20 protein-coding genes are annotated in these 25,127 nt (G+C 60.4%); 8 read left to right on the top strand and 12 right to left on the bottom strand.

The window, feature by feature from the left end:
• Positions 1 to 169: 169 nt before the first annotated feature.
• Positions 170 to 1,522 carry a TonB family protein gene (locus tag ACVWXW_RS08760; RefSeq protein ID WP_457403569.1) on the top strand — a complete coding sequence of 451 codons (1,353 nt, stop codon included), beginning with the start codon at positions 170 to 172 and terminating at the stop codon, positions 1,520 to 1,522.
• Between the two features lie 69 nt (positions 1,523 to 1,591).
• Here ACVWXW_RS08760 and rpsU read toward each other — a convergent pair whose 3' ends face one another.
• On the bottom strand, positions 1,592 to 1,777 hold the full coding sequence (gene rpsU, locus ACVWXW_RS08755) for a 30S ribosomal protein S21 (protein WP_011432857.1): 186 nt from the start codon (positions 1,775 to 1,777) through the stop codon (positions 1,592 to 1,594).
• 378 nt (positions 1,778 to 2,155) lie between these two features.
• Positions 2,156 to 3,442, bottom strand: a complete 1,287-nt coding sequence (locus ACVWXW_RS08750; protein WP_457403568.1) for a trypsin-like serine protease — start codon at positions 3,440 to 3,442, stop codon at positions 2,156 to 2,158.
• A gap of 194 nt (positions 3,443 to 3,636) precedes the next feature.
• On the opposite strand from ACVWXW_RS08750, the gene ACVWXW_RS08745 reads away from it, so the two are divergent.
• From ACVWXW_RS08745 to ACVWXW_RS08725, 5 genes are all read left to right on the top strand, one after another.
• Positions 3,637 to 4,260, top strand: coding sequence for a ParA family protein (locus tag ACVWXW_RS08745; protein WP_041436401.1), 624 nt, complete (start codon positions 3,637 to 3,639; stop codon positions 4,258 to 4,260).
• Positions 4,257 to 4,550, top strand: coding sequence for a hypothetical protein (locus ACVWXW_RS08740; protein ID WP_011432860.1), 294 nt, complete (start codon positions 4,257 to 4,259; stop codon positions 4,548 to 4,550). Before ACVWXW_RS08745 ends, ACVWXW_RS08740 begins: the two co-directional genes overlap by 4 nt.
• 251 nt (positions 4,551 to 4,801) lie before the next feature.
• Entirely contained in the window at positions 4,802 to 5,980 is a 1,179-nt protein-coding gene (locus ACVWXW_RS08735) for a 1-deoxy-D-xylulose-5-phosphate reductoisomerase (protein WP_414329119.1), read from the top strand.
• Between the two features lie 59 nt (positions 5,981 to 6,039).
• Positions 6,040 to 7,803 carry an ABC transporter ATP-binding protein gene (locus ACVWXW_RS08730; RefSeq protein WP_457403566.1) on the top strand — a complete coding sequence of 588 codons (1,764 nt, stop codon included), beginning with the start codon at positions 6,040 to 6,042 and terminating at the stop codon, positions 7,801 to 7,803.
• A 60-nt stretch (positions 7,804 to 7,863) separates the two neighbouring features.
• On the top strand, positions 7,864 to 9,420 hold the full coding sequence (locus ACVWXW_RS08725; protein ID WP_457403564.1) for a UDP-N-acetylmuramoyl-L-alanyl-D-glutamate--2,6-diaminopimelate ligase: 1,557 nt from the start codon (positions 7,864 to 7,866) through the stop codon (positions 9,418 to 9,420).
• 2 nt (positions 9,421 to 9,422) lie between these two features.
• Here ACVWXW_RS08725 and carA read toward each other — a convergent pair whose 3' ends face one another.
• The 9 genes from carA to ACVWXW_RS08680 all read right to left on the bottom strand — a co-directional run bounded on the left by carA (position 9,423) and on the right by ACVWXW_RS08680 (position 23,386).
• Complete coding sequence (gene carA / locus ACVWXW_RS08720; protein ID WP_457403563.1) at positions 9,423 to 10,601, bottom strand: glutamine-hydrolyzing carbamoyl-phosphate synthase small subunit; 1,179 nt, start codon at positions 10,599 to 10,601, stop codon at positions 9,423 to 9,425.
• A 96-nt stretch (positions 10,602 to 10,697) separates the two neighbouring features.
• Positions 10,698 to 11,237, bottom strand: coding sequence for a pilus assembly FimT family protein (locus ACVWXW_RS08715; RefSeq protein ID WP_457403561.1), 540 nt, complete (start codon positions 11,235 to 11,237; stop codon positions 10,698 to 10,700).
• 40 nt (positions 11,238 to 11,277) lie between these two features.
• The gene (locus ACVWXW_RS08710; protein WP_457403559.1) at positions 11,278 to 12,369 is read right to left on the bottom strand and encodes a PulJ/GspJ family protein; all 1,092 of its coding nucleotides are present in this window, start codon (positions 12,367 to 12,369) and stop codon (positions 11,278 to 11,280) included.
• 50 nt (positions 12,370 to 12,419) lie between these two features.
• A complete protein-coding gene (locus tag ACVWXW_RS08705) occupies positions 12,420 to 13,172 on the bottom strand; it encodes a prepilin-type N-terminal cleavage/methylation domain-containing protein (protein ID WP_457403557.1) in 753 nt (250 codons plus the stop codon).
• 63 nt (positions 13,173 to 13,235) lie between these two features.
• On the bottom strand, positions 13,236 to 20,720 hold the full coding sequence (hpsA, locus tag ACVWXW_RS08700; protein ID WP_457403556.1) for a hormogonium polysaccharide biosynthesis protein HpsA: 7,485 nt from the start codon (positions 20,718 to 20,720) through the stop codon (positions 13,236 to 13,238).
• Between the two features lie 141 nt (positions 20,721 to 20,861).
• On the bottom strand, positions 20,862 to 21,458 hold the full coding sequence (locus ACVWXW_RS08695; protein WP_457403554.1) for a response regulator: 597 nt from the start codon (positions 21,456 to 21,458) through the stop codon (positions 20,862 to 20,864).
• A 104-nt stretch (positions 21,459 to 21,562) separates the two neighbouring features.
• Entirely contained in the window at positions 21,563 to 22,186 is a 624-nt protein-coding gene (locus ACVWXW_RS08690) for a pentapeptide repeat-containing protein (protein ID WP_011432871.1), read from the bottom strand.
• Between the two features lie 86 nt (positions 22,187 to 22,272).
• A complete protein-coding gene (locus ACVWXW_RS08685) occupies positions 22,273 to 23,112 on the bottom strand; it encodes a DNA-formamidopyrimidine glycosylase (RefSeq protein WP_414389126.1) in 840 nt (279 codons plus the stop codon).
• Positions 23,113 to 23,158: 46 nt separating this feature from the next.
• Complete coding sequence (locus tag ACVWXW_RS08680; RefSeq protein ID WP_414329200.1) at positions 23,159 to 23,386, bottom strand: photosystem I reaction center subunit IV; 228 nt, start codon at positions 23,384 to 23,386, stop codon at positions 23,159 to 23,161.
• 119 nt (positions 23,387 to 23,505) lie between these two features.
• Between ACVWXW_RS08680 and ACVWXW_RS08675 the strand changes: the two genes are divergently transcribed.
• Both ACVWXW_RS08675 and ACVWXW_RS08670 read left to right on the top strand, forming a co-directional pair.
• On the top strand, positions 23,506 to 24,390 hold the full coding sequence (locus ACVWXW_RS08675; protein WP_457403552.1) for a penicillin-binding transpeptidase domain-containing protein: 885 nt from the start codon (positions 23,506 to 23,508) through the stop codon (positions 24,388 to 24,390).
• A gap of 116 nt (positions 24,391 to 24,506) precedes the next feature.
• Positions 24,507 to 24,659, top strand: coding sequence for a chlorophyll a/b-binding protein (locus ACVWXW_RS08670; protein WP_011429120.1), 153 nt, complete (start codon positions 24,507 to 24,509; stop codon positions 24,657 to 24,659).
• A gap of 99 nt (positions 24,660 to 24,758) precedes the next feature.
• Here ACVWXW_RS08670 and ACVWXW_RS08665 read toward each other — a convergent pair.
• On the bottom strand, positions 24,759 to 25,127 hold a 369-nt coding region (locus ACVWXW_RS08665), incomplete at its 5' end, for a zinc ribbon domain-containing protein (RefSeq protein WP_457403551.1).

Below are 25,127 nucleotides of genomic sequence, written 5' to 3'. Positions count from 1 at the left end.
AGATAGGCGTTGAAATGGCAGAAGTCCGTATAAGCCAACACAGCTTTGCCCTGGGCGCGTTTGTGCATCGATGGCTACCCCCCTGCCCGGGGATGGGCTATTGATCGAAGGAAGCAGAGAAGCGTCGGTGGGCTTCTGTTGGCATGTGGCTGTGAGGAAAGGTGGAAAGGTGCAAAACGAATTGAACCCCGCTCGAGATCCTTGTAGCGCAGGGATCCCGGCCCAACCTACTGCAGAGTCCACCTCCCCCAAACCAGAACCGGCTGCTGAGAGCCGGCCAAACCAACTGACGGATCCAGATCCTCGCCTCAGCCGTTCTCAACAAAAACGAGAGCAGGAACGCCGCTCCTTACCTTGGCGTCTGGGGCTGGCCAACGTGCTCTCGGCAGGGTTGCATTTCATCGCGATGAGCTGGGTGGGTTGGCAGCCTAGGATCCGGGAAGAGGAGGAGATCCTCCCCTTTCAGTGGGTGGAGGTGGCAGACGAGCCGCCCCCAGAGCCGCAGTGGATTGCGCCCGTCTCCGCCCGTGAGTCCGGTGTCTCTGAACCTCGGGATCACGTATCGGTGCGGCAGTCGCAAGTGCCCAGCCCAAGTGAAGAGGCCACTTCTGCGGCGGCACAGCCTCTGCTCGCCTCAGCCGCAGGGAGTCCTGTCCCTGAGATCCTTTCTCCGCCGACAAGGGAGCTTGAGGTGCCCCAGCCCGCCCGGAACTCTGCCTCTCCTCAGCAGCAGCCAGAGGCCAGGTTAGAAAATCTGTCAGCGGGTTTAGCAGCTCTGGAGCAGGCAGTTGCCGATCACAATTGGGCGGAGGCGCTACATCTGACGGAAGAATGGCTGGATCACTGGCCTCTGTCCTCTCCACAGCGCCAGCAACTGCAGGACTATCGTCAGCATCTGCAAAGCCTACTGGCTACCTCCTCGGCAGCAGCAGTGGAGACCAAATCGGCTCAGATCTCTCCTGCTCAATCCCTCAAGCCTCAACCCGAAAGAGCAGCAAGTTCTCCTGAGGTTTTGCCACAACCCTACCTGTCGGCTCCAGCGGATCCGCATCCAACTTTGCCCTCTCCAGAGCCGATCGCAGCCCCGTTGGAAGAGCCTTCTCCCACCTTGCCCCCGACTTTTCCTACCGGATCCCACAGCTCCAGCCTTGGTCGCACCAGTGGGATAGAGTCCTCGCGGGCAGGCCCACCCAGCCTCAATGCCGTCGCCGATCCGGATTGGGGAGACTACTTGGCTCAATTCCAAGAAAGGGTTCGCCAACACTGGATGGTACGGCGGGCATCCGGATCCTACGTAACAGTGGTGCAGGTGCGTCTGGATCGACAGGGATCCTTGCGGGAACTGCGCCTGCAAACCCCCTCAGAAGATCCCCTGTTGGATGCAGCCGTGCTCAGTGCCATCCAGCGCTCAGCCCCCTTTGCTCCTTTGCCCGAGAGCTATGTTGGCGAAGAACTGATGCTGGAAATTAACGTGTTGAGCGGATCCCTGCAGGCTGGCCCAACCCAGATTCCGAGAAACTAACGTCAGAACCTCAGGCAAGGCCACAAGCCCTGTTCAGAGGGGTTCAGATTTCCGAGTGTCGGCAGTAGCCTAGGCCATGGACTTGCGGCGGTTGCGCCGGACGGCCACCGCTTTGCGCTTGCGCTTTTCTAGGTTGGTTTCAAAGTGCCGATGGTTGCGCAAATCCCGCAAAATGCCCGCCTTAGAAACCTGGCGCTTGAAGCGGCGCAGCGCCGATTCGATCCCTTCGTTTTCGCCAATCGTCACTTGGGTCATAGGAAAGACATCTCCTCCGTCAATCAAATGGGTTTGGTTACAACAGGGATCCCTATCGTGACATACTCCCGACTCCGACTGCTGGCGGTACGGAGCGGGCTTCTCGCTTCAAAGTGCTACGCACCGCTGACGCGAATGGGGAGCTAGTGCAAGAACCCTCCACGAGCAGACACGGGATGCCCCACCGCGTAGCTGTACCAGATTCCGGCAATGCCGTTTTGCACAGCCAGGTTGATTATAGAACAGGGGATGTCCGCCTTTCATTCCGACCCTCGTCCTACGGGCAGAGGGCGGGGCTTCAAGGACTCCGTCCCGCTAGCGCGAACGGCGGCCTAGCTAAACAATCGCCACACCACTGCTTGCTGCCACAGTTCGTGTTCACTGCGCCCGGCTGCCAAAGTTGAGCCCCGAAACCACCTCACCTTCCCTCAAATTCACAACAAATGAGGCCGTTGTCCCAGTGGGGGGCGGGGGAGAGGGTGCTGGAGTTGGGCTGGGGGCACTGCCGATTACCGATTGCACAAAACCGGCGAAGCTAGACACCCGCGTATACACCCCATAGAAATTGGGCTGGGCGCAGCCGATGCCAAAACTGGTGATTCCGGCCAGGGCAAAACCCGTGCCACTGGACACAATCAAAGGCCCACCACTATCGCCCTGACACGTATCGACTCCCCCCTGAGGAAAGCCGGCGCAGAGCATGGTATCTAAAATGGTGCCATTGTAGGATTGGGGCGCATTGCACACCGCATTGGAGACGATGGGAACGGTGGCCTGCTGCAAATCTCGGGGAAAGCCGCTGGGTTCCTCGTTGTCCAGAGCACGGGGGAAGGTAGCTCCCCAGCCGAGGATGGTGGCGGCAGTGCCAGGGGCCGTCAGGTTGGTTTGGTTGGGCTGCACCAGTGGCAGGGTGGCCAGAGCCACTGGCCGAGAAAGGCGCACCAGGGCAATGTCGTTCCCCCCAAGTTTCCCCACCTGGGGGTTGTAGCCGGGGTTGAGGACAATTTGCGCGGCGCGAATGCGTTGGCCGGCACCGATTTGCAAGCGGTTGGTACCCAACAGCAGATCCAGATTTTGGGCACTCACTACCTGGTTGCCTTGTCCGTCGAAAAAACAATGGGCAGCGGTAACTACCCACTCCGGCGCGATCAGGGATCCGCCGCAAAACTGCGCTTGAAAAGGATCTGGCTCAGCCGCCCTCAGCAAGGCCACCATCCAGGGAAAGGCTCCTTCGGGAGCAGGACTGCCGCCCACAATCCGCTCCAGCCCCAAGCCTGAGCGCGGCGTGGTGAAGATTCGCCCTGGGGGCAAAAGGGCGGTGACGCGGTAGATGCCAGGGGGCAAGTTGGAGAAGCGGAAGTTGCCGCCGCCGTCGCTGACGGTGCTGGGCTCCCCCGGGTCGAGGCGGCCATTGCCGTTTAAGTCCAAAAACGTGGTAATGCCCGGCAGCCCCGGCTCCCCCGGATCCCGCAGCCCATTGCCGTTGAGATCGTCGAAATGGGATCCCTCAATTCGTCCTGTGGGAGGGGCCGAGACTGGGGGAAGCAGGCGACTGGAACCGCCACCGCCACAGGCGCTCACACTCAAGGCCAGACTCAACCCCAGCAGAACAGACCAGGAGCGAGCCAAGCCAAGGGGGGAATGGGATCGCGAGAGATGAGGCATGGTCAGATTCTCCAAAGCCAGCCGGTTATGCCAGCCAAGGATATCCTACCGGCGAAGCCTAAAGATTGCGCAACCGGGAGAACTTCTCCCCGCGGCCGGCTCTCCCGAGTTGCCCCAAGACCCCAATGCCCACTTTTGCCTCTTGCCGCCCGTGCACCTGGGCAGTAAAACCAGGGTGGGAGGGTGTGTGGCAGATGAATATCGCGGTCTTGGGGTTCAAAGGGGGCGTGGGCAAAACCACCACAGCGGTGCATTTGGCCCTCTACCTTCAGCAAAAACAAGGGGCAGCTCCTGCGGGTGGGTCGGGGATGGCCCTGTTGATCGACGCCGATCCCAATCGCTCGGCCTCTCGCTGGGCAGAACGGGGATCATCCTTTCCTATCAAGGTATTGGCCGGGGATCCCACCACTCCCACGCCCACAGGCTTTCAGCACACGGTGATTGACACCCCTGCCCGTCCCACCCCGGAACAGTTACACGCTCTGGCGCAGCGGTGTGATCTGCTGCTTTTGCCCTGTTCCCCGGATGCCTTGGCTCTAGATGCCTTGATGCTGACCGCCAAGGCCCTAGACCGGTTGGGGGCAAAGCACTACAAGGTCTTGCTGACGCTGGTTCCCCCCTGGCCCAACCGAGATGGAGCGGAGGCCCGCAACTTTCTCAAGCAAGTCGGGATTCCTCTCTGCCACCATTCCATTCGCCGCACGGTGGCTTTTCAACGGGCTGCTCTGGAGGGGGTCTGTGTTCACGAGATCCCAGAGCCGAGAGCCAAACAAGCTTGGTCAGACTACGTTGCTGTGGGGGAGGAAATCTCGTCATGAGCAAGTTTGAGCGCCTTCTCGACCGGCAGCCAGAGGGGATCCCGGCCCGACCCGCCCCGAAAAAGCTGAGCGCCCAAGCCTACAAGATTCCAGAACCCAAGCCGACCCTCGAGCAACCGGAAGCAGGCGCCAAGCCCAACAGCTCTGAGTACGTCAAATTGACGGCCTACATCCCCAAAGAGACTCACCGAGCCGTGAAGCGCATCCTGTTGGAATCGGATCAAGATCTTTCGGAGCTGATCGAGGCGCTGCTCAGCCAGTGGCTGCGTTCTCAGTCGGGAAAGGTTTGAAACCAAAATCTGGGGAAGGGGGGCATCGCGGACCCCACAGCCGCATAGGATCCCGCTGTCGGGGATCGGAGGGAGCACACAGATTCCAGATCAGAACCAGATAAGAATAAGATGAAGGGGCGTGAGGCAGGGATCCCCGAACGCGAGGTGGGGCCGTTCGCAATAGCGGGACGGAGTCCTTGGGCAAGTTGCGCGAGGGGAAGTCTGCGTTGGGAGGACGTCACGCTCTTTCAGGGGTAAAGGGATCCTTTATGCAAGCCATCACCTTGCTCGGCTCCACCGGCTCGATTGGCACCCAAACTCTGGACTTGGTGGCCCAGTATCCAGAGCGTTTTCAGGTTGTTGGCCTGACCAGCTACAGCAACGTTGCCCTCTTGGCCGAGCAGGTGCGGCGGTTTCGGCCCCAGATGGTTGCCATTGGCCGGGAGGAGCTGCTGCCGGAGCTGCGGTCGCTGCTGACGGGGATCCGACCGCTGCCGGAGTTGGTGGCCGGAACGGAGGGGCTGTGTCAGGTGGCGGCTCACCCGGCGGCCCAGCGGGTGGTGACGGGGATCGTCGGCTGCGCCGGTTTGTTGCCAACCCTGGCGGCCATCCGTGCCGGCAAAGACATTGCCCTGGCCAACAAAGAAACCCTGGTGGCAGGGGGGCCGGTGGTGCTGCCCTTGGTGCGGCAGTACGGGGTGAACCTGATCCCCGTCGACTCTGAGCATTCGGCCATTTTCCAGTGTTTACAGGGGGTGCCCGCGGGATCCCTGCGAAGAATCCTGTTGACTGCCTCGGGTGGCGCCTTTCGGGATTGGCCTGCCGAAAAATTGGATCAGGTCACTCTGGCCGATGCCCTCAAGCATCCCAATTGGGTGATGGGGCGCAAAATCACCATCGACTCGGCTACCCTAATGAACAAGGGCCTGGAGGTGATCGAGGCCCACTGGCTCTTCGGCCTGGACTACGACCACATCGACATCCTCATCCACCCGCAGAGCATTGTCCACTCCCTGATCGAGCTGGCCGATACCTCGGTTCTGGCCCAGTTGGGCTGGCCGGACATGCACCTGCCCATCCTCTACGGCCTCAGTTGGCCGGAACGCCTGGCCACCCCCTGGGATCCCCTCGATTTGGTCAAGCTGGGATCCCTCACCTTTAAGGCTCCGGATCACCGCAAGTACCCCTGCATGGAGTTGGCCTATGCCGCTGGACGGAGGGGGGGAACGCTGCCGGCAGTGTTGAATGCGGCCAACGAAGCGGCGGTGGCCCTGTTCTTGCAGGAGCGCATCCGTTTTTTGGATATTCCCCGTCTCTTGGAGCGGGTTTGTGAGCGGCATCAAGTCATTGCCGATCCCAGCCTGGAGGACATTTTGCAGGCAGATGCCTGGGCACGGCGGGAAACGGCGCAACTGGCCCAGCAAGCCCCGGCTCAGGTTCTGGTCTGATCCCTACCGGGGGGATCCGGCTGAACGCTAGAGTGGAAGAGGATGCAGGGAGCAAGTGAGTGACCGGATCCCATCTCCGACAATTGGCCCATTATCTGCGCCCCTATCGACGACAGGTGGGGTTGGGCATTGGATCCCTGCTCTTGGTCAATGGCCTGGGGGTGTTCCTGCCCTGGTACGTCAAGCTGGTCATCGATGACCTGAGCCAGAACCTGGCCACTTTGTCGGCCCGGCGCATTGCCCTTTACGCCCTAACGGTGCTGGTCGTCTCCAGCCTGATGATGGGCATTCGCATTGCCTCGCGGGTGTGGATGTTTGGGGTGGGACGGCAGGTGGAGTTTCACCTCAAGCAAGCCATCTTCGAGCATTTGCTCACCCTGCAGCCTTCCTACTTTGCCCAGCAGACCATTGGGGACATTCTCACCCGCATCACCAGCGATGTGGAAAACATCCGCCGCCTGTTGGGCTTTGCCCTACTCAGTTTGGCCAACACGATCTTCGCCTATGCCACCACTCTGCCCGCCATGTTTGGCATTGAGCCCCGCCTCAGCGCACTGGCCCTATCGGTGTTTCCGGTGATGTTGGTCTTGGTCAAGCTGAGCAGTGCCCGCCTGCAGCAGGAGCAGCTCCAGGTGCAGCAGGAGTTGGCAGATCTGAGCGATCTCATCCAAGAAGATCTGAACGGCATTGCCCTGATCAAGGTGTACAGCCAAGAACAGCACGAGCAGCAGGGGTTTCGCCGCCAGAACCAGCGGCTGCTGCAGGCCAATTTACGCTTAGCCCTCACCCGCAACTTGCTCTTCCCCTCTTTGGTGGCGCTGGTCAGCCTCAGTTTGTTGCTACTGCTGGCGGTGGGGGGGCCGCAGATTGCGTCAGGGACGCTGACCATCGGGGATTTTTCGGCCCTCACCCTCTACGTGGAACGGTTGGTATTTCCCACCGCCCTGCTGGGCTTCACCATCACGGCCTACCAGCGGGGGCAGGTCAGCTTGGAGCGGATCGATGCTCTGTTGGGGGTAGAACCCACCATCCGAGACGCCCCAGGCGCTTTGCCGTTGCCTCTGGAAAAGGTGCAGGGCCGCATCGAGGCCAGAGGTCTCGCGTTTGCCTTCGCCGGCCCTGCGGCAGCTCCGGCTCTAGAGGATTTGCACTTTTGCATAGAACCGGGCCAGATGGTGGCGGTGGTGGGGCCGATTGGGGCGGGCAAGTCCACTCTGGCCAATGCCCTTCCTCGGCTGCTGGAGATCCAGCCGGGGCAACTGTTTTTGGATGGGCAGGATATCACCCAGATTCAACTGGGATCCCTGCGCCGGGCCATCGCCTATGTGCCCCAGGAGAGCTTCCTGTTCAGCGCCACGGTTCGGGACAACATCCGCTACGGCAAGCCAGATGCCGAAGATTGGGAGGTGGAATGGGCTGCCAAAGCCGCCCACATCCACGCCGAGATCCTCAACTTTCCCAAGGGCTACGACACTCTGGTGGGAGAGCGGGGCATTACCCTCTCCGGTGGCCAGCGACAGCGGGTGGCCTTGGCTCGGGCTTTGCTGGTGGATGCTCCCATCTTGATCCTGGATGACTCTCTCTCCAGCGTGGACAATCAGACGGCTCAGGCCATTCTTCGCCATCTGCGTCGGGTCACGGCCCAGAAAACGGTGATCTTCATCACCCATCGCCTCACGCCTGCGGTGGAGGCCGATCAGATTTGGGTGATGGACCAGGGCCGCCTTGTGCAGAAGGGATCCCATGCCGAATTGCTGGCGGACGAGAAGGGCCTCTACGCTTCTCTGTGGGCCAAGCAAAAGCTGGAGGAAGCCCTGGCCTAATTTGACGGCGGCAATCCCTGGCCGCTACCCTAACCGGCAAAGCTGTGGGGAGTGGCAACGATGGAAACTGCTGGGATCACTTTGTCCAAATTGCTCCACCAAGCTGGGTCCAAATTGCTCCACCAAGCTGGGATCCAGCCTCAATTGGCCCAGGGATCCCTGGAGGGGGTGCAGGTCTGGGGCCTCTGTGCCGACTCTCGCCAGGTACAGCCGGGGGATCTCTTCTTGGGGATGCCGGGATCCCGCGTGGATGGAGGTAGCTTCGTGGCCCAAGCCCTGGCGGCAGGGGCAGTGGCGGCCCTCATTTCCCAAGAGGCGTGGGAGAGCGTCAGCGGAGAGGCTGGATGGGGAAGTCAGCCCGTCCTGGTTTTGCCTCGCGCCAGCCTGAACAGGGCCGTGGCCCAGGTGGCGGCAGCTTTCTATGGGTTTCCCGCCCGCCAACTGACCTTGGTGGGGGTGACGGGCACCAATGGCAAAACCACCACCACCCATCTCATTGAACATTTGGTGCAGGCTGCCGGTCGCTCCGCGGCTTTGCTGGGCACTCTGTACAACCGCTGGCCTGGCTATAGCGAAGTGGCCTCCCACACCACCCTTTTTCCCCTAGAGCTGCAGCGCAGCCTGCGGCAGGCCCACCAAGTCGGGGCAGAGGTGGCCGTGATGGAAGTGAGCTCTCACGCATTGGCTCAAGATCGAGTGTGGGGGTGTTCCTTTGCCGCTGCCGTCTGGACCAACCTTACCCAGGATCACCTGGATTTCCACGGCAGCATGGAGAACTACTGGCAGGCCAAAGCCACCCTCTTCCGACACGAGTATCTCCAAGGGCGGGCGGTGATCAACGCCGACGATGCTGGGGGACGGCGGCTCTTGCAGGCCATCCAACCCTCTTTGGATCCCTGGGCCTATTCTCTGCAGCCCCTGCAGGGGATCCCCGGCCTCTGGCCCAGCAACGTTCAATTGCACCCCAACGGCTTACAGGCGACGCTCCACACCCCCTCTGGCGCCTTTGCCGTGGCAGCCCCCCTGGTGGGATCCTTCAACCTGGCCAACCTGCTGGCGGCGGTGGGGGTAGCCCTGCACTTGGGGATCCCTGTCGAGATCATCCAGTCGGCCCTGCCCCACTTTCCGGGCGTACCGGGGCGGATGGAGCGGGTGACCCTGCCGGGGCAGGATATCGCGGTAGTTGTGGACTACGCCCACACCCCCGACGGCCTGGAAAACCTGCTCAAGGCCCTGCGATCCCAGGTGCAAGGGCAACTTATCTGCGTCTTTGGCTGTGGCGGGGATCGGGATCGGGGCAAACGACCGCAGATGGGCCGCATTGCCGCCACCTGGGCCGATCAGGTGATCGTTACCTCCGACAACCCCCGCACCGAAGATCCCCAGCAGATCCTACGGGATATTTTGGCCGGGATCCCTGGATCCCCCAGGGCGGTGGAGGTGGATCGGCGGCAGGCCATTCGCCTGGCCATCCTCGCAGCCCAGCCAGGGGATACGGTGGTCATTGCCGGCAAAGGCCATGAGGACTACCAGATCCTGGGCACCGAGAAGATTCACTTCGACGACCGAGAAGAAGCCCGCGCCACCCTGGCCCTGAGGGAAAAAAGCCGGGGGTGAGGCTAACGGGAGCGGTGCTGCAGCATCAGCTCCACGAACTCGCGGAAGAGGTGATCGGCGTCGTGGGGGCCGGGGCTGGCCTCCGGGTGATACTGCACAGAAAACAGGGGCAGGTGACGGTGGCGGATCCCGGCTACGGTGTGGTCATTCAAGTTAAGGTAGCTGATCGTGACCTCATCGGCAGGGATCGAGTCGGCATCCACCGCAAACCCGTGGTTTTGGCTGGTGATCTCCACTTGCTTCTCCAACCCGCAAGGGTGGTTGAGGCCGCGGTGGCCAAACTTGAGCTTGTAGGTGGATCCCCCTAGGGCCAAACTGAGAATCTGATGGCCCAGGCAGATCCCAAATAGGGGCTTCCCGGTTTGCAGCAGCGCTTGCGTGGTGCGGATGGCAGTCGTCTCAGCGGCGGGATCCCCTGGCCCATTGGAGAGGAAGATCCCATCGGGGTTGTAACTCAAAATCTGCTCCGGGCTGGCATTGGCCGGCAACACCATCACCCGACAGCCATAGCGGGTAAGGCGGCGCAGAATGTTGCGCTTAACGCCGAAATCCAGGGCCACCACCCGCAGGGGCGGCTCCGGGATCGGGATCCCTTGGCTGCGGCCATAGTCCCAATCGGCAGGCGTAGGCTCCAGCCACTCGTAGGGTTGGGGAGTAGTAACTTCCGCCACCAAGCTCAACCCCTGCATGGAAGGAGCCTGGCGCACCCGCTCCAACAAAACCTGGGGATCCAAAGTCTCCGTGGAAAGGGCCCCGTTCATCACCCCCTGAGAGCGCAGCCGCCGTGCCAAAGCCCGCGTATCTACCCCAGCAATGGCCGGGATCCCATATCGTTGCAGGTATTCGGGGAGGGTGGAAGTAGCCCGCCAGGAGCTGGCCAGGCGAGACACATTGCGGGCAATCACCCCCGCGACTTGGGGCCGAGCCGATTCTTCGTCCAGCTCATTCACTCCGGTATTTCCCAGCTCCGGACAGGTGAAGGTAACCATCTGCCCCCGGTAGCTGGGATCGGTGATCACCTCCTGGTAGCCGGTCATGCCCGTGTTAAACACCACCTCGCCCACCGCCGTGCCCGGCGCCCCAAAAGACCAACCGGCAAAGGAAGTGCCATCCGCCAGCACCAAGAGAGCCGGCTGACGAGTTTGCCAGGGAAAAACAAGCGGTGGGGAAGCCGTGAGCATAGAAGGAACCTACAGCATTACCAGCCCCCCAAACCCTCCTCTCCCTTTGGGAGAGGGGCCGGGGGTGAGGGCGGCAGTCCGACCATCCTACCCCAACTATTCTCCCTCTACCACGCTGCCACACTCAGGGTTGTTGTCCTTGAGAATGGTACCGATTAAGGTGCTTACCACCACACAGCGGTTTTCTCCCTGAGAGTAGGTGCTGCTGACCACAAAGCGACCCAGTTGACGGGCGCGGCCATCGGATTCAAAAACCGCCCTTCCGTCATTGAAGGTGTTGGCCACAGTTACAAAATTGTTCAGGCGTAGCCGCTGACAGGGGGTAGGTTCATCGCAAAGGCCCTGCTCATCTTGAATAACCAGAGTCGGCACGTTTGGCTCCGAATTGTCCACCCCAACCACCCAAGCTCGGCCCAAGAGAGAAGCCCTGGCGTTGGTGCGGGCAGTGCGCAAGGCTCGCTCCACCCTGTTCTGCGCATCATCAAGCTGGATCCGGGCCCAGATGTTGATCCCAGAGGGAACGGCTAGCGCGGCCAAGATGCCGATGATGACGGTGACCGCTAAGAGTTCCACCAGGGTAAAGCCCTTCATCTGGGCAGGTGCAATCCGTCTAAATCGGCTCACTGAGGCCAGCATAGGCAGGGATCCCCCCTCTGGGCAAGTCATATGGGCTTGACTAGGCTTGACGATTAAACACACCACGGGCCAACACCTGAGTTTGCATTGTCGTCAGATACCGCGACACCTGCTCCACATCAACGCTGGTGGCATCTTGGATGTAGCGCCGGAACAGGCCGGGATTGGATCGCTCCATAGCCGTTGCCGTGATGGTAACAATCACATCTTGGGGAAGGCTGGCGGCGGCGCTGCGCCGGACGCAAACATGGAAGCCCACGTCGTTTTGATTGACTCCCAAGCCTGAGAAAGTGACTCCATTGGGCAGGCCCCCTCCCAAGGCGTAGCCTTCTGGGCAAGGGGGGGCAACCTGCGGGCTGCCCTGCCGGCTGCTGAAGATGTTGGAGACCAGAGTTACCAGTCGATTACCTTGATTGCCTGCCCCAGCAATGGGAGTTTGGCGAGCCCTAGCTTGCTCAGAGGGCCAAACCAGAAAGCCTTCCCGGAAGGGATCCGGATCCTCGACAAAAAATCGGCTGCGCTCAGTGCATGTGTCATTAAGAGGTTGCAACTCAAACCTAGCAATGCGCGCATTACCCTCCCAAGGGGTGTTGCCGTCTGGGTTACCGGCGTTGTTGTAGTTACGTTGCAAGTAGTACACAACCAAGGTGTAAATGTTACGGCGGCTGCGGATGTTATCCCAGTCAGCTTCGGAAATACCCGTAGGTCTCTCCTTCAAAGTTACTCGGCCTTCTCGAATTTGTTGCAACGTCGGAGGGCCTTGATAGCAATCGCGTGGGATCGGATTCAGCTTCCAAAAGGCGACCACTGGAATGGCCCCATCGGGGCGGCGAATCCATCCAGGAGTGTAAAGCCTTTGGATGAGATCTGGCGTTCCGTCTCCGTTGGGCTGTTCCGCATCGTTGTAGATGTAAAGCGCCTCTGCCAGATCCTGCTGGATAAACTGCATGGCTTGGGTCAGCTCCGCCTGCACCTGGGTGCGGCCCGTCTCTTCCCGATCCAGCCGCATCGTCTCGATGACAATCATCGCGGTGGCCAGGAGAAAGATGGAGGCAACCAGCAGTGAGACCAACAGCTCAATGAGGGTAAACCCCGCACTCTGGTAAACCCTGTGGCGAAAAACCTTGAACATAGGAAGACACCACCTTTTTGTGAGCCTGCAGGAGGAGCTTACCCGTCGCTTCAAAGCGAGGTAGGGCTTGGGCTGGGCAGCGGGAAGGCATTGCAGTTGTTGGTCGGGATCCCACCCCTAGCTTGAACGTCGGCCAAAACGGCGCGGCAAACATCCCCCAAATTGGCGGCCAGGTTGACTTCTACAATCGAGCTGGCCATGGGAAAGAGCCACACATCGGCATTGGCCAAGTTCTGATTGGCGGAGACCGTCTCAGCGCGCAGGCCAGGAAGAGCTTGCCGAGTGTTTGGGTTAAAGGAAAAGCGATGGTAGACCCTGACTCCCATCATAAAGCTGCAGGGAACCCCTGCAATGATGGTTCTGCTACGTCGGTCGATGCATTCCCCGCCCCTATCCCGAAAGGTTTGGATGACATAGACCTCGGGGTTTCGCCCCGGCACCTGAACTTCAGCCAAACGAATGGAGTAGTTGGGGCCGGGGTTGTCCATATCAGCAGGAGGCGGGGTATTGGCCAAGGGGCTTGCTCCAATCCTGGGCAGACGAGCCAACTGAGCCGGGTTCTGGAAAGCAGCTGGGTTGGCGGCCAGTTCCAGGTCAACCAGAGTGCGAATGCGATCTACCTCGGCTCGGGCCAGTTGATTGGCCACTTCTATCCGCTCGCTCATGGCCCGTCGATAGGCGATCAAGGTAAGGGCAGGAGCAAGGGCAGCCATGGCCAAAGCCACAATGACCACCGACGCCAAGACCTCAATGAGGGTAAAGCCCCCTGTTTCTTGTTGCCGCCAAAGCCGTCCTTTGCTCATCGATCCCTCCCTTAGCCCACTCTGCTCCTACCTTGAATCTACCCCTGGCATGGGAAGTCAATATCAGTTGAATTCGTTGCAGCCTCCAATCCGAGCAGCCGCCTGCAGGGGCACATCTGGCTGAGCTTGCAGCCCGCAGCGCAGCCGCCGCACATACGGATCCTGAGGATCCAACTCCCGCAAGAACTCAGTGCGGGCATTGGAGGGGAATTGGAAGCGAGCCGACACCGCGCTGGGACGACGGGCAATTTGCAGGCCCACATCGTAGCCGAAGCGGCGATTGGGCGGGAAGTAGTAGTCGTAGCCGCGCGTGAGGGCCGAGCCCGTAACCAAGTTGGGCGGCTCAAAGCTCTGCTGCAGGAAGGGGCCGGTGGCATAGGTGCTGTAGTTGAGCTGGATCATCGAGCCGCTGAAGAAGAGGTTGGTATTTCTCCACAGCTCGTTGAGGCGCAGGAAGTTGTGCATGCCGCCGGCAGTTTGATCCAACCGCGAGGGCAGGGTGCCGCTGATGGCAATGGCATTCACCCGCGTTTCCCTGGCCGGCTGCAGCTGCCAGTTTTGGCTGCCATCGTCGTTGCGGCGGCGCTGGTTCACATTGGTTGAAGCCAGCTCTTGGAAGCGGGGAATGGGAATGGGCCGACGGGTCACCTCATCCAGGATTACCCCCAGCACCGGGTTTTCGCCGTCAAAGCCAGTGGGAGTCTTGTTCAGGTCCAGGGTGAACGGCTCCACATCCACCCAAGCAAAAGCGGCGGTGTCGTTGGTGAAGTCGCTGTCGGTCATTGTGGAACCGTTGCGATCAATCTGGATTTGAACCCTCTTGGTGCCCGAGTCGGAGCCCACCCTGACGTAGAAGCACAGGCCATTGCGGATATCTTCGCTCCCCTTGGTGTCAATGTAGTAACCGCCACGATAGTTGGAGCTTGGGGAGTAGTTCTGAGTGTCACCTTCGTTTACCCAAGCATAGGGGTTCAACGCCATCTGGGGCTGAACCAGCAGTTTATTGGGATTGGCAGGATCCTTCTCCGCAAACAGCGGATCCCGATCCAGTACATCCCAAGGCTCGCCGGAGTCGCGAACGCCGTTGTCGTTTTTGTCCCAGAAGTTCAGTTTGCCGTCTCCGTTCCAGTCTTTGATGCGCAACGTGCTGGGGCGGCTGTCACCGGTGTAGGCGGTGTACTTGAAGGTGGTGTTGAAGTTGGGGCGAAACACTCCGGGCACCCAGAAGCCGCCTTTGGAATCTGGGCCTTCCTCCTCCGAGGGGCAGCCCACCGTCAGATCTTCCCTAAGTAATTTGCGCCTCAGCGCTCGGGCCCAGAGGTCGGTTTCCTCTGTAAACGGGCCTTCTAGAGCCTCTCCCTTGATAGCCGGGCGGATGCCGGGCTCGCGGTTGGGTTGAGAAACGATCTCGGAGAGAACGCCACCTCTCACCAAGCCCTCGCGGGCAGCATAGGCCGGTTCGCCAAACATCCAATTGAAGGCCGCCTGCAGAGCCTCGGCAGGGTTGGGCCACTTGGGTGGCTTGGGCACCCCCGCCTTCACCTCCAGCACCGGCGAAAGCTGCGGCTGCAGAGCAATGGTTACGCCCTCGGCAGGAGCCGCAGCCACCGTATTCACGCTGATGGTCTCCGGCTCCGGATCCGCTTGGATTTCCCAGACGGGGCGCAGATCCACCGTGTTGGGCTTGGCCGCCATCCACTCGCCCAAGGGGCTCTTGGAGGGCGTTTCTGGGGCAAAAGTGCTGGGCCCGCAGGGACGCCCTTGACAGGTCAAACTTTTTGTCCCCGTTGTGGTGGGCGAGCAGGTGGGGCTGCTGGTGTTGGCGATGAGGGTGCCCGTTCGGGTTTGGGTAAAGGTTTTGGTTGTGCCGCAGGCGATCTGGTTGATGACCTCATCGCAACTGGCCGGTGACCAAGGGCCCCAGTTGTAGTTGCAGGTCTGCGGGCAAGGAAATGTCCGGGTTTCTGTAGAAGTAGTGGTTCCGCAGCTTGAGGTGCAGGTCACGGTGCGGCTCTGAGTTATTGTCTGGCCGCCGTTGGCCACCGTACACTGAGGAGTCCAGCCTGTGTCGGTGCAGGTAGCCCCCGGAGGCTGGCAGGTAAAGGCTCGGGTTTCTTTTTCGGTGAAGGGGCTTTGGCTGGTACAAAGCGGCGTTACTGTGCGGGTGCGGGTTTGGGTAATGGTGGTTTTGTTGCACTGCTGCTGCTGGGTACACTGAGGCATCCAGTCCGACCATTTCCCGTAGTTGTACTGAGGGTAGCAGGTGATCGTCCGAGTTTCCGACGGCGGAGTGCCAGGGCAACCGGCAGGCAAGGTGGCAGTTCTGGTTTGTTTAATAGTGGTTTGCTGACAGATGTTGGTTTTACATGCAGGAGTCCAGTCTGTCCAGATGGGATCGCAATTGAGGGGTTCTGCGCAGTACTGCTGGTTGGGTGCCAGAGGTTTAGTCTGATCCGGCTGGCAGGGCAGGTTGACCGGCTTCAGCGGCTTCAGGTAGCGAAGGTCATAGTTTTCCAGCGGCTGCCCATCTCCCTGGGTTGTGAAGCGGACAAAGGCATTGCCCATGTTCTCGTAGGTTTGGATCTCCACCAGGTAGGGAGAAGGCCGAGTGTAGTCGGTAACGCACTGCAGCTCCAGCCGGAAACTCACACGGTTATCGGCGCCATCCCGCCAGGCTTCGACACCGACAGCCTCATCCTCCGACAGCTCTTCTAGACGAGTGCCCGCATTGCGATAGAAGCCTCTAAAAGCTGGCTCTTCCTCATCTGGGTTAAGAGTGTAGTTGGGGTTCCTGCGGATGATGAGTCGGCCCCCATCGTCGGTGTTGAGGTTGTAGGTCGCAACACCCGGCCAACGGGGATACAGCTCCCCTACCCAGCGCACCACAAAAAAGTCGTTGCCGAGGTTGTTGCCACTTCCCCATGATCCGTCTCTGCGCCGCCAGCAGGAGCGCCAGAAGCCTATGTTGCCCCTGTCTATGTCTGGAGCATCAGCGGGAAGTTGAGGCGGATTCATATCCGGCTCACTGCATCTTGGCATCCACAAAAAGTCAGCCTTGGGAAAGTTGGGTTGAGTATTCCACAAAGGCCAGCCGTCCCAGCCAAAGGGCCAGAGGAAGGGGGAGTTGGTGCTCAGGTAGTTCTGGTTGGCAAACAGGTAGTAGAACCCACCCCAAGGCGGGAGATCGGGATGGCCACCGTCTTCCCAGAAGGCAAAGCCTTTTCCAGGTGGATTTCTAGGGGGATCCCAGCCGGAAATACCGGAACCATCGGTTTTTAAAGCATCGCGAATACAGGCCCATCGCGAGCCGGCTGAGCTGCCCCAGCCGCCTGAGGTGTTGCAGGTTGGCCCTCCCTGAGCCTCCTCCCTCATGAAAGAGCCAATCTGCCAATCTTGAGCAGGGTAGATTGGATCCGGCCAGCGCACTGCCCGCAGGTAGGGCAGGTTGTCATCTTGAGCGCTCGAAGGCAGGGGGCCTATGGCTCCGGTGTCCCCAAACCCTGTGTCGGGGTTGTACTGGTTCTGCGGGCTGGTTATCCAGCCGTTGTAGTACTCGGCCAACAGGCCACCGCCTCCTTCCATTTCAGGCGGTCGGCAAGGCTGGAGGGAAGCTATCAGCAGCCAGCGAGAGGTGTCCAGCACCGGGTTGCCCAAAGCCGAAATGCGGGTGCCAAAGTTGGCATAGCCCGCATCGGGTGCGCGCAAGAGCCGCACTTCTGGCACGCCAAGCCCTGCTGTCCTGTCAGCGTTATTTGAGCTCGGGTTGGCACTGTCGCGGCGGGCAAAGATGGTGTCGCGGGCGAAGACCTCCGGCCAGCCTGGCCGCCGCACGTGGTTGCCCAAATTCTGCGCCCCGTTGGTGTTGTCGAAGCGCAGAACCCCAGCACCATCTCTGTTGGGATCCCGAGCCGGCCAGTTGTCGCCCCGGATCACCAGCGCTTGGTTGAGGAAAGAAGTGTTGGCCCCTAGGTTATCCCCGCTGCAGCCGTAGTGTTCGTTGCGGCGAGGAGCCGAGGCTCGTTGTGGGCTGCCCTGGTAGTTCCGGTTAGCCACAAAGCTGCTGCCGCCGCCGTTGAGCGTAGCATCCTGCACAAAGCCGTCGTCGATGCTGCCATCGCAGAAATCGGCAGAGAGGATGTTCACCGAGTCGCCCAACACGTCGCTCGGCCGCCAGAGATCCTGCGCCGCCCGGGCAAAGCGCCGATCTTCATTGGCCCGCAGCCGCCCGTAGAAGTTGCTGTAGAGGCCATCTGCTCCGAAGTTAAGAAGAGTTGTGAACTCCTCCAGCCGCTGCCCGTTCCTCGTCCGGTGCAGGTTAAAGTCCCCTTGGATGTAAACGGGGTTGTCGGAAACGAAGGAGAGGCCAAAAATCGCGTCATCAGGGTTGAACCCGCCGCGGGCCAGCACCGCCCCGTTGCGCAGCCGGAAGCCGTAGGGCCGCCGATCCGGATCGGCATAGTAGTCCACCGGTTTGGGGCTGAGTCCACCCGGATTGGAAACAGGGGGATCCCAGACCGTTTGGCCATTGGCCGTGCCTCGATTCGGCTGACCGGCGTTCATAATACCGGCGCTGCCCAAGTCACCGCGGGCATTTCCGTTGCGCCAGTTGGTTAGGTAGTTATTAAAAGCGCCCAAGGGTGGGCGGGCAATGGCATCTTCCCGCACGGCATCTTCCCGGAAGGCGTAGAAAATCCCCCCTTCTCGGTTCTCGCCAATGCCGGCAGGCAGCCAAGTGTCCCCGTTAATCAACCCCCTGGCCTGTCCGTTGACGTTGTTGGTCAGCAGGGCCAGGTCGATGTTGAGGGCCCGCACCGCCATCGCCTCGCGGCCATCGTAGAAGACGGAATCTTTAAAGGGCACGCGATGACACTGGTTACCATTACCAACCCGAATCAGCTCAAACTGGTTGCTGTTGGGGCCAGCAGTGTTATTGGGGCAGTTGGCAGTGGCACGGGGCAAAGTCCACTGGTCAATGGTGGCCCGGGGCCTCAGCCTCATGGATTCCAGATCCACCACGGCTTGATAGGTTACTGGCCCCTGTAGGAAGGGGTAGGCCTGCCTCCGCTCATTTTCAAGGTCATCGTCGGGGTTGGGAGGCACACTGTGGTGGAAGGTCTGCAGAGGGAAAATGTAGCGCAGCGGCAGATAAAACCGGTTGGCTGCTTCTCGGTCCCCAGCTCGGCTGGCTTGGATGTCATCCCGGAGGATTTCGGCTATGGGATTGCTGGCAGTGGCAGCCGCCTCAATGCGCAGGATGTTGTCGGCCAGCATGCCCAACATGCAGCCTGCCGTTTGCAGGGTGGTTTGGTCAGCTAGGCTCAGTTGGTCAACAGAGGTGCCTCTGTTAACGGTATCGATGACCCGCCGCAGCTCGGAGAAGTTGCCAAAGGCCGTAATAAACGGATCCGGGTGAATGCGGCCCGCTTCTTGCCTGGGTGGATAGGCCCCATCGGGATCGCCGGCAAAATTGGCCAGGTTGGTGAGGGCCGTCCACAAGGGGGTGCCAGGCCGCAGTTGCTCCCGCATCGGCTCGGGGTCATACTCCCAAACGTTGGTGCCCTCTCCAGTAAAGAAGTTGATGCCCAGTTGAGTGCGCTGGTCGCCGGTAGGGAAGGTGGAAGCCCGCTGCAAGCTCCAGGGAGAGCCTGGGTGGGCCACCGTAGCCAGGCAGGCTATCGGAAAGCGGCCATCTCTGTGGCTGTAGTGGTAAACGGCTGTAGCCTGCACTGCCGCCGGGTTATCCCGCAGCGTCAGGCGTTGCCGCGCCTCGTTGCTGATGAAAATGGCCTGCAGCTTGGTGGGATCATCCGCATTCCCGGTGGGCACCAGAGGCAAAGGCAAAGAATCGGTGCGGGTTAGTTCCAGCCGCTGGCCCACGATCACCCGCAGACCTTCCACACGGGCCCGCCGCTCCCAATAGCCATCCAAGCCCACCTCGGAAAGGGCGCCTGGGGGTGGGTTGTCTTGCGTTAGAGATTCCCTCTGGTTGTTCTGAGCATCCCCAGGGATCGGAGCACCAGCCCTGACACCAAACGTTTGAGCAAAGGTGTCCACATCGCAGCCCCTTGCCGGGTCAGGGTTGACCGGTGGACGGTCATAGCTGGCCTTGGGGCCAAAGCGGTTGTCGGCCCGATACACATCGTCCACGTAGGGGGGGCAGACTTGGTCTTCCGTTGACTGAAAGCCGCCTGCTTGAACTCGTCCTGGTGGGCCACTCGCTGAATTCCGCCTGACATTAATTGGAGAGACTGACCATCCCGCTGGATCCTGGGCGTAGGTTCCGCGGGTACGAATGCGACCAAAAAGCTGTAGCTCCAGCGGATCCAGAGCTACCATCTCAGGAGCTGCGGTGTTTTGAACCGAATCGAAATTGAGGTTATTCAGGCGGGGAAGGGGCGTACTTGGCGGCACATCCGCCACGCCGGGGTGGGCATCAAAAATTAGGGTGTCGCTTGCATCCTGCCCGACATAGCCGATGGCCCCTGCCACCAGCTCTCCATAGGCTGTAATTTCCGAGTTTTCCGGCGGCATGTAGAAGCAAGACTGCTCCGAGCTGATGGTGAAAGCCCGGAACAAGTTGTTGGCAGTGTACCGGAAGAAAAGGCTACCGCCTGCGTAGATGGCGCCGTTCCAGTTGTAGCCGGGTGTAAAGAAATACTCCACGTCGCCGCGGTTGAAAACCCCCCACTTGTTCAGCAGATCCCGCCGCCGATCTTGCTGAAATTGCAAAGCCGAAACGGCGCGGGTGGTGGAGTCGGCCCCCTCAATGGGAAGAGTAACTGCATAGACCTGAAAGGGCTTTTGCAAAGATGAGCCCACCTGGAACCAGTCCCCCACGTTGGGGTTGGCGGTTTGGTTGACAGGGGAATCGTTACACCCTGCCAGGGCGGATCCTTGAAGAGGCCCGCCGCGCATCACCAGTCGCCGCGCCCGCTCGGTATCGCTGATGTTTTCCTCAAAACCCTGCAATCCAGATTGGCCCTCTACCGGAGCGCGACGGGCGTAGAGGATGGTATAAACTGTTACAGAGTCGTTGAGGCCATTGTTATCGGTATCCACCAAGAACCACCAGGCTGGGGCTTGCCGCCGCACCTGGATTCGTCGGCTGGGATCCTGGGGATCCGGAACAAGGGCGCTGTAGTTCAGCAAAAAGCGCCGCTCATCGGGAAGGGTATAGGGATCCGAGGGCTCTGCAGGCACCGCCGTGCCATCGTTGGTCAGGGCAGAGGTAAATTGGGCATCGGTGGGAGCGCTGTTGGGCAGGCGGCGATCCCGAATCAGGTTGTCGATCTTGGCCCTGGCCCGGTCGATGGCAGCATTCAGTTGCCGGCTAATGGTCAGCTCCGCCCGCTCCACCTGGGTTTGGATGGTGCGCTGGGTAGAGCGGGTCAGCAGCCCCACCGTCACCAAGCTCAAGACCAGCACGATCAAAATGGCAACCGGCAGGACAAAGCCCCGCTCTCGAATCTTGCGCCGATCCACCCGTGCTTTCAAAGAGGCGAGCAAGCGCAGGGTGAGCTTGAGCAGCAGCGTGGAAGGAGCAGACATACCGTATCTCGGACAACGTGAAGGGGAAGGCGGCACCCCAGGGATCCCTTGTCAAGATGCCAAGCTAGCAACAGTATGCCGGTGATCATGGCCGCCGCAAATCCCCACCTCTGGGGGGAATCCCCAAGCCCTTTCTCCAATTCACAAGATCCCCAGTTGCTGCGCCTTGAGCAGGGCGGTGACACGGTCGCTAGCATCCAGCTTGCGGTAGGCGGTGCTGGCATATTCTTTGACGGTTTCGATGCTCAGGCCCAGACGGCGGGCAATCTGTTTGTTGGCCAAGCCCTCTTTCATCAGTTGCAGCACACACAGCTCGCGGGGGGTGAGCTTGGGCAGCTCCTGTCGGGCAGGCAGCCAGTCTCGTTCGGGGTTGGACAAAATCTGACGGATGACGCGGGCCAATTCCGCCGGGTCGGTCTCTTTGGAGAGGTAGCCTTTGGCCCCGGCGCGGCGGGCTGCCTCAATCAGACCCGGCTCCTGAAAGGTGGTCATCATCACCACCACCACCGGCAGACCCAGCTCGGTGATGTGCTGGCAGGCGGCGATCCCATCCCCATCCGGCATGCGCACATCCAAAATGGCTACGTCGATGGGGCAACTGCGACAACAGTTGACGGCCTGGGATCCCGTCTCGGCTTCGGCCACCACCTCAAATCCTTGGGCTTGCAGGGCAAACTTCAGCCCCAGCCGGAAGAGGGGATGATCGTCGGCAATGAGAACGCGGACAGGGGAAGTCATGGCAGGGGATCCCAGCCGAGGGGGTGCTGGTTTTAATCTGCCCAAGGGGGGATCCCAAATAAAGCGCCCTCACCCCCAGCCCCTCTCCCTTGGGGAGAGGGGGGTTATGGCTTCACCAAGACCATGCCGCGGGCCTGGGGGTCAAAGGTGGGATCCAGCCGGGTTTGGGCATTGTACAGGGCGCCGGTCAGATCCGCCCCCTCCAGAAAAGCGCCTCGCAGGTCGGCCCCCCGCAGATCGGCATTGTGTAACTTGGCCCCTGTGAGGTCGGCGCGGGTGAGGATGGCTCGACGCAAGTCGGCCCCGCTTAAGTTGGCCACCTGCAGATTGGCACCCGTCAGATCTGTCTGCTGCAGGTTGGCCTGCGCCAGATCGGCTTCCCACAAGAAAGCCCCCGCCTGAGCTGAGCCACTCAGATTGGCCCCTCTCAAATCGGCCAGATTGAGGATCGCTTGGGAGAGGTCGGCAGCTTGGAGATTGGCCTGTCTGAGGATCGCTTCTTTCAGGTTGGCCCCACTGAGGTCAGCTCCCGGCAGTTCTGCCCCCGTTAGGTTGCAGGCGGGGCAATCTTTGCTGGGAAAAACAATTTGGGAGCGGCCCAGTTGGGCATCCAACTCCAGTTGGGCAAAGGCCGCAGCCGTCGGGATCCCCAGCGCCAACAGCGCTCCCGACCAGAGGCGACTTCCCCTCATCAAGGGCTTTACAGGTTGGAGCCGTGCCCATCCCATGGTTTTCACTGGGATCCCCTCCTACTGCTGATGGTAGCCGCTCTGGCCCATTTCCCCAGGGATCCCCCATATCTTGAGGAGCGCCACTAGCTCTGTTGCGGCTGGCAGTGGGGGCAAAAGTGGGCCGACCGACCTGCCAGCTTCATCCGCTGAATTGGGGTGCCACAGAGGCGACAGGGATCCCCTTCCCGACCGTACACCCACGCTTGCCCTTGATAGTTGCCGTTGAGCCCACGCAGATCCCGGTAATCCCGCAAGGTGGTGCCCCGCTGCTCCAGCCCGGCCCGTAACACCTCGATCAAAGCTTCTCGCAGGCGTGCCTTGGCCACATCCGAAAGCTGAACTGCTGGCGTCAAAGGGTGAATGCCGCTCAGAAACAGGGCTTCGTCGGCGTAAATGTTGCCCACCCCGGCTACCAGCGATTGATCCAGCAGCGCGGTTTTAATAAGACGGCGGCTCTTCTGCAGGGCAGCCTGGAAATAGGCCTCAGAAAAAGCTGGCGAAAAGGGCTCCGGCCCCAAGGTCTGCAGGGTGGGGATCACCGCCTCCAGCTCAACACCGGCAGGCACCAGCCACATCTGGCCAAAGGTGCGCTGATCCACAAAGCGCAAGTCCCACCCTTCCTCGAAGGCCAAACGAACACGAGTGTGAGCTGATAAAGGGGTGGATCCCTGCACCCAGAGCAACTGCCCGGTCATGCGCAGATGCACGCCCAGAACAGCTCTCGAATCCAGGGATCCCAGGAGATACTTTCCTCGCCGCTGCCACTGGGTAAAACGGGTGCCAATCAAGCTCCGCCCAAACATCTCCCCTGCAGGGTAGGCAATGGTGCGGGCCAGGAGCACCTCCACCGCAAGTATGCGTGGCCCCAGGGTGAGGCGTTGCAAATCTTGCCGAACTGTTTCAACTTCCGGCAGTTCAGGCACAGAACGACTTGCTCAAGAACACAGTCCCCGGCATCAGAACTTTGGCTTAGCTGGCCGGAGCGGCTTTGGCCTTGGCCTTGGGAGCTTCCAACACTTCCAGCTCATCTTCGCGGAAGTTGTTGGTGTTGATGTTGTAGTAGTTGATCTTGTCGAAACGAACGATCACCGGATAGAGAATGCCGCTGGTATCCACCGCTGCAACCGTTCCCACATCCCGGTACCAGTAGGATTCTTTCCGCAGCACACGGACTTTGGCACCACGCTGAATTGCCATGAGGGTTATCTCCATTGACCTGAACTCAGATTACCCTAGTCCGTGAGAAGGCTGCGATTTCCGAATTTTTGTAACAGGGATCCGCCCGTGTCTTCCTGGGTTTTCGGGGCCGACAGCAGATGAACCGCCGCACCTGTGGAGCCTGGCTATTGGGTTCTGCTTTGACCTGGGGCTTGCAGGGGAAATCTGCAGGGCTGCCCCATCCGCGCGATTTTGCCGCCGTCCTCAACCTAAACACCGGTCGTTTAACAAGGGTTTGGCAGCCGGAGCAGGCTTCCAGAATCAGGGCCAGCCCTGGCTCAACCGTCAAGTGTGCCGTTGCCGCTGCTGCTCTGCAGACCGGGATCAGCTCTGGGGAGCGCTTGATCCACTGTCCGGGTTGGTGGGATCCGCCGCCGCAACTGGGGTTGGGCCGCCTACCCTGCTGGGATCCCCGCGGCCATGGAACCTTGAACTTGCGCCAGGCCCTGGCCCACTCTTGCAACGTGCATTTTTACCAGTTGGGCTGGGAGCTGGGGGCCGATACCCTGGTGGAGTGGCTGCGGCGCTTCGGTCTAGGGAGTGTGCAGAATACAACTCCGGCTCCGCTCTTGGCGACCGGTCTGGCTGGGCCGGTGGATCCCTGGGAGCTGTTGGTTTATGGGGGCGTGATTGCCCGCCGAGGTGTACCCCTTTCTGGCGAGGTCTCTCTGCCTGCTCTCTCGTTACCGGCTTGGATTTGGGAGGCTCTCCATGCCGGCATGAGCCTGGCGGCAACAGCGGGCACCTGTCGCGGCATTGCCCCAGAAGGGATCCCAGTGGCAGCCAAGTCTGGCACCATCCTCAATCCTCAACGACGAGGACGACCAATTCTCTGGGCAGAAGATTTTCAAGCCTGGTTGCTGGCCTTTTGGCCCCTACCGGATCCCCGCTGGGTGCTGGTGCTGCATCTGCATCAGGGCAAAGCCTATGAGGCGGCCATTCCCCTGGCGCGGCAGATCATCGCCGCCATTGGCAGCGGGTGACCACCTTGCTTGCGATCATGAAGAAATGCAAACTATACTGAAGGTCAAGTGCCGTTCTCGTTTTCGTTCTTTACGGATCCCACTCTCTGTCGTTCCCATTTACCCTGGAGGTTCTCATGTCTAATCCCAATTTGTCTGAGCCCAAGTTTGGCTTTAACGAGTATGCAGAGCGCCTCAACGGTCGGGCTGCCATGATTGGCTTCGTGTTGGCCATTGTCATCGAAGCGGTGACGGGCCAAGGCGTTGCTTCCTGGCTGGGCCTGATCTAAGAGACCTCAACTTACCGCCTTTTGGCTTTTCCTTGGGTCTGCTGGCTTGCAGGCCCTTTATTGTATTGAGCAGGAAGCGTAAACTACCCGACACCCGCGCTATGCGCAGGGTGCGAGCTTTATCCCAATCCCTAGCTGACCCAGAGGACAGCTAAGTTTCGGAATTTCAGGCGAGTTTACAGTCGCCCCAAGGAGAGAGATCACCTGAGCAGCGTTATGGTCAGCATCCCCTTCCCACCCACAATGCCCACACTTGAACGACTTACCGCTTCGGTAGGACTTGCCCTGCTCAGGGTGGATGTGCAGGCACTTGTGGCAGGTCTGACTGGTGTAGGCGGGCGGCACCAACACCACAGGCACTCCAGCAATGGCGGCCTTGTAGGCTACAAACATCCTGAGCTGGTAGAACGCCCAGTTGTTAGTCCTGCGCCGCTCAGCCTTACTTCGAGACTTCTGATTCAAGCAATC

This window comes from Thermostichus sp. MS-CIW-30 (assembly GCF_054058015.1).
The sequence above is the reverse complement of the archived record's forward strand: the minus strand, read 5'-3'. Positions and strand labels throughout refer to the sequence as shown.